12 protein-coding genes are annotated in these 13,281 nt (G+C 71.8%); 7 read left to right on the forward strand and 5 right to left on the reverse strand.

Translation table 11 applies throughout. The features are described 5' to 3' along the window. Positions 1 to 154: 154 nt before the first annotated feature. The gene (locus V4F39_RS19740) at positions 155 to 664 is read right to left on the reverse strand and encodes a hypothetical protein (RefSeq protein WP_332291589.1); all 510 of its coding nucleotides are present in this window, start codon (positions 662 to 664) and stop codon (positions 155 to 157) included. Between the two features lie 180 nt (positions 665 to 844). On the opposite strand from V4F39_RS19740, the gene V4F39_RS19745 reads away from it, so the two are divergent. Then, entirely contained in the window at positions 845 to 1,744 is a 900-nt protein-coding gene (locus V4F39_RS19745) for a LysR family transcriptional regulator (protein WP_332291590.1), read from the forward strand. Positions 1,745 to 1,766: 22 nt separating this feature from the next. On the opposite strand, the gene V4F39_RS19750 is transcribed toward V4F39_RS19745, so the two are convergent. The 3 genes from V4F39_RS19750 to pcaB form a co-directional block, all read right to left on the reverse strand. Then, positions 1,767 to 3,260: a fumarate hydratase gene (locus V4F39_RS19750; protein ID WP_332291592.1), complete on the reverse strand. Its 1,494-nt coding sequence runs from the start codon at positions 3,258 to 3,260 to the stop codon at positions 1,767 to 1,769. Positions 3,261 to 3,285: 25 nt separating this feature from the next. After that, positions 3,286 to 4,278, reverse strand: a complete 993-nt coding sequence (locus V4F39_RS19755; protein ID WP_332291593.1) for a Bug family tripartite tricarboxylate transporter substrate binding protein — start codon at positions 4,276 to 4,278, stop codon at positions 3,286 to 3,288. A 62-nt stretch (positions 4,279 to 4,340) separates the two neighbouring features. Continuing rightward, a complete protein-coding gene (pcaB, locus tag V4F39_RS19760) occupies positions 4,341 to 5,708 on the reverse strand; it encodes a 3-carboxy-cis,cis-muconate cycloisomerase (protein ID WP_332291595.1) in 1,368 nt (455 codons plus the stop codon). A 125-nt stretch (positions 5,709 to 5,833) separates the two neighbouring features. On the opposite strand from pcaB, the gene V4F39_RS19765 reads away from it, so the two are divergent. Further along, complete coding sequence (locus tag V4F39_RS19765) at positions 5,834 to 6,583, forward strand: GntR family transcriptional regulator (protein ID WP_332291597.1); 750 nt, start codon at positions 5,834 to 5,836, stop codon at positions 6,581 to 6,583. 6 nt (positions 6,584 to 6,589) lie between these two features. Here V4F39_RS19765 and V4F39_RS19770 read toward each other — a convergent pair whose 3' ends face one another. Then, positions 6,590 to 7,393 (reverse strand): IclR family transcriptional regulator domain-containing protein, encoded by an 804-nt coding sequence (locus tag V4F39_RS19770; RefSeq protein WP_332291598.1) that lies wholly within the window; start codon positions 7,391 to 7,393, stop codon positions 6,590 to 6,592. A gap of 188 nt (positions 7,394 to 7,581) precedes the next feature. On the opposite strand from V4F39_RS19770, the gene V4F39_RS19775 reads away from it, so the two are divergent. Genes V4F39_RS19775 through V4F39_RS19795 form a run of 5 tightly spaced genes read left to right on the forward strand, consistent with a single transcriptional unit; the run spans position 7,582 to position 13,262 of the window. Then, positions 7,582 to 8,505 (forward strand): shikimate dehydrogenase family protein, encoded by a 924-nt coding sequence (locus tag V4F39_RS19775; protein WP_332291600.1) that lies wholly within the window; start codon positions 7,582 to 7,584, stop codon positions 8,503 to 8,505. 44 nt (positions 8,506 to 8,549) lie between these two features. Next, positions 8,550 to 9,959 (forward strand): MFS transporter, encoded by a 1,410-nt coding sequence (locus tag V4F39_RS19780; RefSeq protein WP_332291602.1) that lies wholly within the window; start codon positions 8,550 to 8,552, stop codon positions 9,957 to 9,959. Between the two features lie 12 nt (positions 9,960 to 9,971). After that, a complete protein-coding gene (locus tag V4F39_RS19785) occupies positions 9,972 to 10,808 on the forward strand; it encodes a shikimate dehydrogenase family protein (RefSeq protein WP_332291604.1) in 837 nt (278 codons plus the stop codon). A 13-nt stretch (positions 10,809 to 10,821) separates the two neighbouring features. Then, positions 10,822 to 12,054, forward strand: coding sequence for a lyase family protein (locus V4F39_RS19790; protein WP_332291606.1), 1,233 nt, complete (start codon positions 10,822 to 10,824; stop codon positions 12,052 to 12,054). Continuing rightward, the gene (locus tag V4F39_RS19795) at positions 12,051 to 13,262 is read left to right on the forward strand and encodes a Bcr/CflA family efflux MFS transporter (RefSeq protein WP_332291607.1); all 1,212 of its coding nucleotides are present in this window, start codon (positions 12,051 to 12,053) and stop codon (positions 13,260 to 13,262) included. The genes V4F39_RS19790 and V4F39_RS19795 overlap by 4 nt, the downstream gene beginning before the upstream one ends. Positions 13,263 to 13,281: the final 19 nt, after the last annotated feature.

The following is a 13,281-nucleotide window of genomic DNA, read 5'->3' on the forward strand; positions in this document are numbered from 1 at the left end:
GATGTCCTGCGCCTGCGCCTGCAGCGGCACCACCGCGCTCAGCGCCAGCAGCGCCGTGCCCGCCGCGTTCAGCAGCCATCTTCTCGTCGTCGTCGTCGTCTTGGTCTTGGTCATGGGGTGTCTCCTTCGTGGTGTGATGGGTGGGGCTGGTGTGTCACGCCGCCTTGCGGACGCCGGCGATGTTGTGGAGCTGCATGGCGGTGGACGGCACGCGCCCATGGGCGCGGAAGGCCTCGAACAGCGCGCGGTCCAATGCGCCGCAGCCTTCCGGGGGGCGTTCCAGCATCGACCAGCGCGCCCACTTGCGCGACTCGAAGCGCCGCACTTCGGCGGCCAGCAGTTCGGAGCGGCGCCAGGGAGACGACTCGGTCTCCAGGCAGGACCAGGCATGGCGCAGCCAGTGGTCGCGGCGTGCACGGCGCAGCGCGCTCTCGTTGGTCGGCAGGTGCAGGCAGCGCTCCAGCGGCAGCCGGCCGCCGCTGGCGAGGAAGGCGCTGAAGCCCTTGGAGAGCCAGTCGATGTCCTCGGGGCTGACGCAGTCGCTGGCGACGCGCTGAGCCCTGTCGAGCTCGGGGACACGGGTGCAGGCGGCCGGTGATGAAACGTGGGCGGGGGGTGGAAGGGGCCGCGTTGCGACGGCGCAATGAACTTCAGGGTCTCGCACGGTTGTCTCCGAACAGGCTGCGTGCCCGGTCCTCTTCTGGAACCTGTGGCCTTGCAGCGAGATGCGATCGATAGGGTTTCTTCTAGGCCGTTGCCCCGTGGGGCGGCCGAGGGCAACTGTAAAGTTGCCGTGCTGCTAGGCGAAACGACGTTTTGTTAACCGACAGATGAGAAAAACTCAATGAAGCTGGTGTTCCTCGCGACGCTCGACGCAATCCTTCGGCGCGGCAGCTTTGCCGCGGCGGCCGAGGAGGTCGGCCTCACGCCCAGCGCGGTGAGCCTGCAGGTGAAGCGCCTCGAGGAGCATTTCGGCCAGCCGCTGTTCGACCGCACCGGCCGTGTCGTGCAGCCCACCGCGATCGCGCGTGAGCTTTCGTCAACGATGCAGGAATCGCTGGCGAAGATGGACGCGCTGAGGACACGCTCGCAGCCGCAGGCGGCGGGCCGCGTGACGATCGGCACCATCCGCACGGTGCAGACCAGCACGCTGCCGGTCGCGCTGGCCGACGTGCGCAGGCGCCATCCGCAGCTCTCGGTGCGTGCGGTGCAGGGCGACTCGGGCGTGCTGCTGGAGCAGCTGAAGGCCGGCGAGATCGATGCCGCGGTGGTGATCCGGCCGGCGGGCGGCGGCTCCAAGCGGCTGCACTGGCAGCTGCTGGCGCGCGAGGCCTTCGTGCTGATCGCCCCGCCCGACAGCACGGGCGCCACGCTGTCGGAACTGCTGGCCGCGCACGACTGGATCCAGTTCGACACCACGCTCACCGGCGGGCGCATGGCCGCCGGCTACCTGCACCGGCTGGCGCCGCGGGCGCGCAGCACGATCGAGATCGACTCGATCGACACCATCGTCGCGATGGTGTCGGCAGGGCAGGGGCTGTCGGTGGTGCCGAAGCCGCGGCACCCGATCAGCGTCGCGCACCCGGTGCGCGAGATCGCGCTCGGCGCCCAGGCACCGTCGCGGCAGATCGCGTTCGTCAGCCGCGGGCCCGATGCCGACAACCGGCGCATCCGGGCCCTGCGCGAAGCCTGCGAGGTCGCCTACAACGACCCCGTGCACGGCGTGTTCCACGCCTCGCCGTGAGGCCCGCCCTTCAGGCCGGCCTTCAGGCCGGCACGATGCGGCGGACGCAGCGGCCCCGGGCGTCGACGTCGACGGTGACGGGGAAATCCGCCAGCTCGAACTCGTGGATCGCCTCCATGCCGAGGTCCTCGAACGCCACGACCCGGGCACTGCGGATCGACCGCGACAGCAGGTAGGCGGCGCCACCGGTCGCCGAAAGGTAGGCCGCGCCGTGGCGGCGGATCGAATCGATGGCCTGCGCGCCGCGCTCGGCCTTGCCGATCATCGCCAGCAGCCCGGTGCGCGACAGCAGCGGCTCGACGAACTTGTCCATGCGGGTGGCGGTGGTCGGCCCTGCCGGGCCCACCGCCTCGCCGGGCACCGCATCCACCGGACCCACGTAGTAGACCGTGCGGCCCCGCAGGTCGACCGGCAGCGCCTCGCCGCGGGCCAGCAGGTCGACCAGGCGCTTGTGCGCGGCGTCGCGCGCGGTGAGCACCCGGCCGGACAGCAGCAGCGTCTGCCCCGCGCGCCAGCTGGCCACCGTGGCGGCGTCGAGCCGGTCGAGGTCGACCCGCACCGCGCCCTCGGCCTCGAAGCGGTCGGGGATGCCGTCCCATGCCGCCGGCGACGGCCAGGGGATCGGCGCCGCGCCGCGGCCGTCGAGCGTCAGCCGCAGGTAGCGCGTCGCGGCGCAGTTGGGCACCAGCGCCACCGGGATGGTGGCCGCATGGCAGGGCGCCGTGCGCACCTTCACGTCGAGCACGGTGCTCAGCCCGCCCAGCCCCTGGGCGCCGATGCCCAGCGCATTGATGCGCGTGTGCAGCTCGAGCCGCAGCGCCTCGGCCGCGTCGGCGGCGCCGCGTGCGCGCAGCAGGTCGATGTCGATCGGCTCGAACAGCGACAGCTTGGCCAGCAGCATCGCCTGCTCGGGGCTGCCGCCGATGCCGATGCCGACGATGCCCGGCGGGCACCAGCCCGCGCCCATGCCGGGCAGCTGCGCCAGCACCCAGTCCGCCACGCTGTCGCTGGGGTTGAGGGTGGCGAAGCGCGCCTTGACGTCGCCGCCGCCGCCCTTGGCCACGACCAGCAGCTCCAGCGTGTCGCCGTCGACCAGCTCGGCCTGCACGATGGCCGGCGTGTTGTCGCGGGTGTTGGCGCGCCGGCCCAGCGGGTCGCCGACCATCGTCGCGCGCAGCGGGTTCGCCGGCTCGGTGTAGGCCCGGCGCGTGGCCTCGTCGGCCAGCGCCTGCAGGCTGCGCAGCGGCGCGCCGTCGCGGCGCATGAAGCGCACGCCCATGCCGACGCGCGCGAAGACCTGCGCGACGCCGGTGTCCTGGCACAGCGGCCGGCGGTGGGTGGCGCTGAGGCGGCTGTTGACCAGCAGCTGCATCAGGGCCGCCCGGGCCGGCGGATGCGTCTCGGCCTCGTGCGCGCGGCGCAGCGCCTGCACGAAGTCGGGCGGGTGGTGGTGGCTGACGTGCTGGAGCGCGCCGGCGATGCTCTCGACCACGTCCTCCTGGGCGATCTGCGTCATGGCGGGGCTCCCGTGCAGCGTGCGCTCAGTCGATCTGGATGTTGGCGTCGGCGGCCACCTTGCGCCACTTGTCGACCTCCGCCGCGGTGTGCGCGGCAAAGGCCCCCGGCGCGTACTGCGCCTCGGGCAGCAGCTGGATGCCCTGGTCCGCCATCTTCTTCGTCCACTGCGCATCGCCCAGGGCCTTGAGATAGGCCGCATGCAGCTTGGCCAGCACGTCCTTCGGCGTGCCCTTGGGCGCGTAGAGGCCGTACCAGGTGGCGGCCTCGAAGCCGGGCAGGGTCCCGGCGGCCAGCGGCGGGACGTTCGGGTACTGCTGGGGCATGGGCTGCAGCGAGGTCAGCGCGATGGCGTTGACGCGGCCGCCGGCCACCTGCGGCAGCGCGGTGTTGCTCTGGTCGAACATGGCGTCGACCTGGCCGGCGATCAGGTCGTTCATCGCGGGTGCCGCGCCCTTGTAGGGGACGGGGGTCACGTCGATGCCGGCCTTGCTCTCGAACAGCGCGGCGATGAGGTGGGAGGTGGAGCCCACGCCGGCGTTGCCGAAGTTGATCTTGCCCGGCGCCTTCTTCGCCGCGGCGATCAGCTCCTCGGCGGTCTTGAACGGCGACGACTTCGGCACCAGCAGGACCAGCGGCGTGTCGGGGAAGCGGAAGACGGCGTCGAAGTCCTTGACCGGGTCGTAGGTCAGCTTCTTGTAGAGCGACGGGCCGGCGCCCATGTAGCCCATGTGCCCGACGAGGAAGGTGTAGCCGTCGGCCGCGGCCTTGGCCACCTTGCCCGCGCCGATGGTGCCGCCGGCGCCGCCGATGTTCTCGATGATCACCTGCTGGCCGAGCTGCTTGCCGACCTTGTCGGCGATGTCGCGCGCCATCGCGTCGGTGGGGCCGCCCGCGGCGAAGGGCACCACCCAGGTGACCGGCTTGGCAGGCCAGGCCTGCGCATGCGCCTGCGGCGCCAGGGACCAGACGGCGGTGGCGGCCACGAGCGCGGCCACACGTTTCACGAGCTTGGACATGGTTGTCTCCACAAGAAGAGGGCGGGACGGGGGGAAGGGGGGAGGAGGATGGGCGCGGCGCTTCAGCGCCCGGCCTGCGTGGACAGCGCGACGGCGCGGTCGACCATCTGCGGCGCGAGGCCGAGGTAGTTGGCGGGATCGGTCAGCCGGTCGATCGCGGCGCGGTCGAAGTGCCGGGTGACCTCGGGCAGCGCGGCCAGCGCCTCGGCCAGCGTGCCGCCCTGCTCGTTGACCGTGCGGCAGGCGTCGTAGACCACGTCGTGCGCCTGCTGCCGGCCCATCGCGGGGGCCAGCCCCATCATCACGGCCTCGGCCACGATGAGGCCGCGGCTGATGCCGAGGTTGTGGCGCATGCGGTCGGCGTCGACGATCAGGCCGCCGAGCGCGAACTTCGCCTGGTGCAGCGCGCCGGCGGTGAGGATGAAGCTCTCCGGCAGCGCGATCCATTCCGCATGCCACGGGCCGGTGGCGCGCTCGAAGTCCTGGATCATCGCGTCGGTCATCAGGCCGGCGTGCTGGCGCACGGCCTTGGCGGCCGCCAGCATCAGCTCGCTGGAGATCGGGTTGCGCTTCTGCGGCATCGTGCTGCTGGCGCCCCGGCCCTTGACGAAGGGCTCGTACAGCTCGCCGAACTCGGTCGACGCCATGATCATCACGTCGACGGCGATCTTGCCCAGCGAGCCGGTGACCAGCGCCAGCAGGTTCACCGCCTCGGCGAAGCCGTCGCGCGCCACATGCCAGGTGGTGGCGGGCACCTGCAGGCCCAGTTCGTCGGCCAGCGCCTGCTGCACCTCGAAGCCTTGGGTGCCGAGCGAGGCGAGCGTGCCCGCGGCGCCGGCGAAGCCGACCACCTGCACCCGTTCGCGCAGCTGCGCCAGCCGCTGCTGGTGGCGGTCGAACATGGCCAGCCAGATCGCGGCCTTGTAGCCGAAGGTCACCGGCAGCGCCTGCTGCAGGTGGGTGCGGCCGGCCATCGGCGTGTCGCGGTATTTCTGCGCCAGGCCGGCCAGGATGCCGCGCAGGTCGCGGATGTCCGCGTCCACGAGGTCGAGCGCGGCGCGGACCTGCAGCACGTTGGCCGTGTCCATGATGTCCTGGGTGGTGGCGCCCCAGTGGATGTAGCGGCCGGCGTCGCCGCACATCCCGACGAGCTGGTGGACCAGCGGCAGGATCGGGTAGCCGACGATGTCCGTCTCGTGGCGCATGTGGTCGAAGTCGATGCGCTCGAGCCGGGATTCGCGGGCGATGACCTCGGCGGCCTCGGCCGGGATAACGCCGCAGCGCGCCTCGGCGCGCGCCAGCGCCACTTCCACCTCGATGTAGCGGCCGATGAGCGCGCGGTCGCAGAACACCTCGCGCATCGCGGGCGTGCCGAAGGCATCGCGGAACAGGATCGAGTCGACGACGGTGCTGGAAGACGCTGGGAACATGGAGGGCTCCTGGGTGCCAGGTAATTTGTTCGAACATATGGACTTTAATATGTTCGAACAAATAGGCACTCCGGGTTTACCCGCCGCACCGGCGACCGGCCTTATGTCTGTTAATGTTCGAACATATGAACCATTCAGAACTGGCGCGCGAGTTGGTCGAGGGCATCACCGCGGGGCGCTTCGCGGTGGGCACGCTGCTGCCGACGGAGTTCGAGCTGTGCGACCGCTACGGTGCGTCGCGCTACACGGTGCGCAAGGCGCTCGATGAACTGCAGGAGCTCGGCCTCATCTCGCGCAAGCGCAACGTGGGCACGCGGGTCGAGGCGCCACGCCCGGCGCGGCGCTTCACGCAGTCCATCGCCACGGTGGACGAGCTGGCGCAGTTCGGCGCCGCCCACGTCCGGCTGGTGCGCAGCGTCGAGGACGTCGTGGCCGATGCCGGCCTGGCCGCGCAGCTGGGTTGCGACGCGGGCAGCGCATGGCTGCGCATCTCCAGCCTGCGCATGGACGGCGGCCGCAGGAGCCGGCCCATCGCCTGGACCGACGTGTACGTCGACGCGGCGTACACCGAGATCGGCGCACTGGTGCGGGAATCGCCCGAGACGCTGATCAGCTCGCTGATCGAACGCCGCTACGGCCGGCGCATCGTGCAGATCCGCCAGGAGATCAGCGCCACCTCGGTGCCCAAGGCGCTGGCCGAAGAGCTCCAGGTCGAGCCCGGCACGCCGGCGCTGAAGGTGCTGCGCCGCTACCTGGACAGCGCCGGCAAGGTGTTCGAGATCTCGCTGACGCTGCACCCGGAGAACCGCTTCGTGCTCTCCACCTCGCTGGAGCGCGCGGGCGGGCCGCGGCCCGACGCCGAAGCGCCCGGCTGACCTTGCTCAGATGAGGTTGCGCATCGCCTGCGCGGTCTCGCGCAGCACCGGCAGCACGCGGGCGACGGCGTCGTCACTGCTTTCGTGGCCCATCGGCATCGTGACGTTGAGCGCCCCGACGAGCACCCCGTGGCGGTCGCGCAGCGGCACCGCGATGCCGCGCGAGTTGAGGTCGAGCTGCTGCTCGGAGATCGCCCAGCCCTGGGCGCGGATGCGCGCCAGCTCCAGCCGCATGCGGTCCTTGCTGGCGATGGTGTGCGGGGTGAAGACCTTCAGCGCGTGTGTATCGACCCAGTGCGCCCGTTCGTCGTCGGGCCGCAGCGCGAGCATCAGCAGCCCCGCCGCGGTCACCTGCGCCGGCACGCGCGCGCCCAGCACGTAGCCGGTGTTCATGCTGCGGTTGGGGCCGTTGCGTGCGATGTAGACCACGTCGTCGCCGTCGAGCACGCTGAGGTAGGCGATCTCGTGCGTGCCCGCGGCCACGCGCTGCAGGAAGGGCTGCACCACCCGCGGCAGCCGCGCCGACTCCAGATACGACTGGCCCAGCCGCAGCACCCGCGGCGTGAGCCAGAACATCTTGCCGTCGCTGGCGACGTAGCCCATGTGCTGCAGCGTCAGCAGGTAGCGGCGGGCGGCGGTGCGGGTCATGCCGGTGCGCTGGCCCGCCTCGCTCGCCGTCATGCGCGGATGTGCGTCGTCGAAGGCCTCGATCAGGCCGACGCCGCGCTCCAGCCCGGCGATCCAGTCGCGCCGGTCCAGCCCCGGGGGCGGGGCGTCGTCGCCGGGGGCTCTCGGGTCGGGTTCGGCCATGGCGCAGTGTGCGGAGCGGCGAGGGGCAGGGGATTCAGGGCAAACCCGATAAGCGTTCGATGATCGATCAATAAAGTTCGATGATCGTTCGTTGAACGGAGGAAGCGCCTTCAAAAGCGTCAGGTTGGCACCTAGAGTTCCGGTGAATCGCACAACCCGTGCGATTGTCGAACACACCGGAGCACCCCATGGCGGACATCCGCGGCAGTACCGAGCTGTACCTGATCCCTGGCGATCCCGTCGGCAACGTGCGCCTGCCCCGCATGTTCAACGCCGTCTTCGCCCGCTTCGGCCTCGATGCGGTGATGGTGCCCGTGCAGGTGAGGGCGCGCGACTTCACCGTCTGGCTGAAGGCCTCCTTCCTGGCGCGCAACGTCCGGGGCCTGCTGATCGCGCCGCCGCACAAGCCGCTGGTGGCCGACCTGGTGGACGGCTGCGGCCTCTTCGCCCGCGTCGCCGGCTCGGCCAACGTGGTGCGGCGCATGCCCGAGGGCGCCGGCCTGGAGGCCGACCTGTTCGACGGCGAAGGCCTGGTCGGCGCGCTCGACCGCTTCGGCATCCCCTTCCGCGGCAAGCGCGTGCTGGTGCTCGGCGCGGGCGTCAGCGCGGCGGCCATCGCGGTGACGCTGGCCGAGGGCGGCGAGGACGACGGCGCGCTCGAGGTCGCCCTGCACGACATCGCGCCGGGCAAGGCCGCCAGCGTGGCGGCACGCATCGACGCGGCCTTCGACACGCCGGTCGTCGCCGTGCCCACGGCCGACCCGGCGGGCTTCGACCTCGTCATCAACGCCACGCCGCTGGGCCTGCGCCCAGACGACCCGATGCCCTGCGACGTGGCGCGCATGGCGCCGCACGCGGCGCTGTTCGACATCCTGCTGCGCGGCCAGCCCACGCCGCTGGTGCAGGCGGCCCGTGCACGCGGGCTGCATGCGCAGCCGGGCTTCGAGATGCTGATCCAGCAGATGCCGCACTACCTCGACTACTTCGGCCTCGATGCCGCCGCCGCCGCGGTGCGCGAGGACGCCGACTTCCTGCGCGAGCTCGTCTATCCCGCCGAGCTGGCCCCGGAGATCCGATCACCGCTGCGCTACCCCGATCCCCGCGCACGCTGAAGCCTGCGGCCGCAGGCCGCCCCGTTCCACCCTGGAGACACACCATGACGCAAGCCACGGCCCGCGGGCCGAAGGTCCGCCAGCAATCGACCAAAGCCGCCGCGAGCGGCTGGATCGGTTCGGCCCTCGAGTACTACGACTTCTTCATCTACGCGACCGCCGCGTCGCTGATCTTCCCGCAGATCTTCTTCCCGAAGGGCGACCCGGCGATCGCGATCATCGCGTCGCTCGCCACCTACGGGGTGGGCTACGTGGCCCGCCCGATCGGCGCCTTCGTGCTCGGCCACCTGGGCGACACGCACGGCCGCAAGAAGGTGCTGGTCTGGTGCATGTTCCTGATGGGCTTCTCGACCATCGCCGTGGGCCTGCTGCCCACCTACGACCAGGTCGGCCTGTGGGCACCGTTCCTGCTGGTCGTCTGCCGCCTGATCCAGGGCTTCGCAGTCGCCGGTGAAATTTCCGGCGCCAGCTCGATGATCCTCGAGCACGCGCCTTTCGGCCGCCGGGGCTTCTTCGCGAGCTTCGCGCTGCAGGGCGTGCAGGCCGGCCAGATCATGGCCGCGGCCGTGTTCCTGCCGCTCGCGCACTACATGCCCACCGAGCAGTTCAACACCTGGGGCTGGCGCATCCCGTTCTTGCTGAGCTTCATCGTCATCGTGGCCGGCTACATCATCCGCCGCGAGGTCGACGAGACCCCCGCCTTCACCGAGGAAGGCGCACGCCGCCAGGTGCCGCGCTCGCCGATCGTCGACGCTTTCAAGTACAGCTGGCGCGACATGCTGCGCGTGGTGCTGATGGCGCTGATGAACGTCATCCCCGTGGTGGCCACCATCTTCGGCGCGGCCTACGCGGTGCAGCCCGCCTACGGCATCGGCTTCGAGAAGGACGTGTACCTGTGGATCCCGGTGCTGGGCAACATCCTGGCCGTGCTGGTGATCCCCTACGTGGGCAACCTGTCCGACCGCATCGGCCGCAAGCCGCCGCTGATCGTCGGCTCTTTGCTGGCCGGCCTGCTGGCCTTCGGCTACCTCTACGCGATCAGCATCCACAACGTGCCGCTGGCCATCGCGATGTCGCTGCTGATGTGGGGCGTGGTCTACCAGGGCTACAACGCCGTGTTCCCGAGCTTCTACCCCGAGCTGTTCCCCACCCGCACCCGCGTGTCGGCGATGGCCATCTCGCAGAACCTGGGCACCGCCGTCACCGCGATGCTGCCGGCCGTCTTCACCGCCGTGGCGCCTCCGGGGTCCGCCAACATCTGGTTGACGGTGGGGGCGCTGGCCTTCGGCATCACCGTGATCGCCGCCCTCGCCGCGATGAGCGCCCGCGAGACCTACCGCGTGCGCATGACCGACCTGGGCGACCCCGACGCCACGCCGCTGGACAAGGCCGAATACGACCGCCTGCGGCAGCAGAGCCTGGCCTCGCCGTCCCTCCAGCAAGCCCACGCCTGAGGACCCCGCGCCATGCTGTCCGGCACCACCACCCTCATCGCGCACTTCGGCTTCCCGACCGAGGCCTTCAAGGCGCCGCTGATCTACAACCCCTGGTTCGATCGGCACGGCATCGACGCCGCCGTGATCCCGATGGGCGTGCGGCCCGAGGACTACGCGGCCACGCTGCCCCAGGTGATGCGCATGTCCAACCTGCGCGGCGCGCTGGTGACGATGCCGCACAAGGTCACCACCATGGCGCTGGTGGACGAGGTCTCGACCACCGCGCGCATCGCCGGCGCCTGCAACGCCATCCTCAAACGCGACGACGGCTCGCTGCTCGGCGACCTGTTCGACGGCACCGGCTTCGTGCGCGGCGTGGAACGCAAGGGCCGCAGCTTCCGCGGCGCGCGGGTGCTGGTGGCCGGCGCGGGCGGGGTCGGCTCGGCCATCGCCGCATCGATCGCCGCCGCCGGCGCCGCCGAGCTGATGCTGTTCGATGCCCACGCCGCATCGGCCGAGGCGCTGGCCGGCCGCCTGCGCGCGCACTACCCGCTGCTCACCGTGCGCACCGGCTCCCGAGATCCGGCGGGCTACGACGTGGTCGTCAACGCCACGCCGCTGGGCATGCGGGCCGACGACCCGCTGCCCTTCGACGTCGAACGCATCGCCCCGTCGACCTTCGTCGGCGAGGTGGTGATGAAATCGGAATACACGCCGCTGCTGCGCGCGGCGATGGCGCGGGGCTGCGAGGTCCAGGTGGGTACCGACATGCTGTTCGAGATGATCCCGGCCTACCTCGGGTTCTTCGGCTTCGGCACCGCCACCGCCCAGGAACTGCGAGCGTCCGCACAACTCAGGTACACGTGAGCCCAAACCCGACATGAGCATCTTCGAGGGATTCCTGTCCACCTCCGAAACGCTGGCCGCCTTCAGCGACCGCAGCTTCGTGGATGCGATGCTGCGGTTCGAGGCGGCGCTGGCACGGGCGCAGGCGGCGGAGGGGCTGATCCCCGCGTCGGCCGCGCATTCGATCGTCGGCAGTTGCCAGGTCGACCTGTTCGACGTCGACAAGATCGGGCGCGACAGCGGCCGCGCCGGCAGCCTGGCCATCCCGCTGGTCAAGGCGCTGAAGGAGGCCGTGGGCCTGTTCAACCCCGACGCCGTGCCCTACGTGCACTTCGGCAGCACCAGCCAGGACGTGATCGACAGCGCGATGGCGATGGTCACCGGCGAGGCGGTGGCGCTGGTGCAGGCCGATCTCGCGCGGGCGACCGAGGCGCTGCTGGTGCTCGCGCAGCGGCACGCCGCCACGCCGATGCTCGCCCGCACGCTGATGCAGCCGGCCTCGGTCACCAGCTTCGGCTTCAAGTGCGCGCTCTGGGCGGCGCCGCTGGTGCGCGGCATGGCGCGCCTGCGCACGGCCTCCGAGCGCGCGCTGCAGATCCAGCTGGGCGGTGCCGCCGGGACGCTGGCGCAGATGCAGCGGCAGGGCCGCCACCCGCGTGCGGCGGTGCGGGCGCGCATGGCCGCCGCGCTGGGCCTGCGCGACGGCGGCACGCAGTGGCATACGCAGCGCGACGAATGGGTCGCGCTCGGCTGCGAGCTGGCGCTGGTGACCGGCAGCCTGGGCAAGGTCGCCTGCGACATCGCGCTGCTCAGCCAGTACGAGGTGGGCGAGGTCGCGGAACCCGGTGAGACCGGCCGCGGCGCCTCGTCGGCCATGCCGCACAAGCGCAACCCGGTGGCGTCGATGGTCGCGCTCGCTGCGGCGCACCGGGCGCCGCAGCGCGTGGCCGGCCTGCTGGCGGTGATGCCGCAGCAGCACGAGCGTGCCCTCGGCGCCTGGCAGGCCGAGCTGGCCGAATGGCCGCAGCTGCTGATGGCCGCGCACGGCAGCACACGCGCGATGGCCTGGGCGCTGCCGGCGCTGCAGGTGGACACGGCCCGCATGCGCGCCAACATCGAGCAGGTGCGCGCCGGCCTGCCGCGCGAGGCGGCCGACGAGTGGTTCAGCCCCGCGCTGGCCGAGGACGCCGGCGCGCAGGCGCTCGAGCTGATCGAGGCCCTTCGCGCGCAAGGGGCCGCTGCCCCGGCGGCGGGTCCCGCGCGATGAACGAGGGCGGCGGCGCCTGGCGGCGGCCGGTCTCGTTCGCGCTCCTGCTGCCGCTGCTGCTGGCGGCCCAGCCGGTCGCGACCGACAGCTACCTGCCCGCGCTGCCCGCCATCGCACGCGAGCTGGGCTCGGCCAGCGCGAGCCTCACGGCGTTCGTGCTGGCCTTCGGCATCGCACAGCTCGTCTGCGGCCCGCTGTCCGACCGTTTCGGCCGCCGGCCGCTGCTGCTGGCCGGACTGGCGTGTTATGCGCTCGCGGCGCTGGGCTGCGCCTTCGCCGGCAGCCTCGGCTGGCTCGTGGCCTGGCGCGTGCTGCAGGGCTTTGCCATGGCCGACATCCTGGTTTGCACACGTGCCGCGGTGCGCGACCTGTACCCGGCGCACGAGGGCCCGCACGTCATGGCCCGGGGCCTCACCGGTCTGGGCATCGTGGCGCTGGCCGCGCCGGTGCTCGGCGCGTGGCTGGTGCAGGGCGCCGGCTGGCGCTGGGTGATGGCCGCGATGGCCGTCTACGCGCTCGTGCTGCTGGCCCTGTGCTGGCGCGGCTTCGGCGAGACGCGCCGGGCCGCCGTGCACGCGCGGGCCGCCCGCGGCAGCCTGCGCGAGGTATTCGCCAGCCGCAGCTTCCGCGCCTGGTCGTTGCTCGCCGCGTCGACCTACGGCGGGATCTTCTGCTTCCTACTGCTGTCGCCCATGGTCTACATCGACCACCTCGGCCTGTCGCCCACGCTGTACGGATGGATCCCCGCGGGCGGCTCGCTGGTCTACATCTTCAGCACCACGATGTGCCGGCGCCTGCTGCGGCGCCTGGGGTTGGTGCGCACCGTGCAGATCGGCGCGACGCTCAGCCTGGCGGGCCCGGCGATCCAGGTCGCGGGATGCCTCGCCGCGCCGCAGTCGGCGCTGCCGCTGCTCGTGGGCCATGCGGTGTATGCGCTGGGGCACGGCATCCACCAGCCCTGCGGGCAGGCCGGCGCCGTGGGCGACCTGCCGCACCTGGCGGGGCGCGCGGTGTCCTGGTCCGGCTTCGGGATGATGTTGGTCGCGTTCTGCGCGGGCCAGGCCGCGGCGCAGTTCGTCGACCCGTCGATGGTGAACGGCGCCTGGCCGATGGTGGTCCCGATGGGCCTGGCCGGCATCGCGCTGGTCGTGATCGCCTTCGGCTGGCTGCCGCGCCTGACTGCATCCTCGGCTCAGGGAAGCTCCTAGCCGCGCCGGCGGCGAAGCG

Origin of the sequence: Aquincola agrisoli (genome assembly GCF_036621135.1) — a bacterium.
Classification (GTDB): Bacteria; Pseudomonadota; Gammaproteobacteria; order Burkholderiales; family Burkholderiaceae_C; genus Aquincola; species Aquincola agrisoli.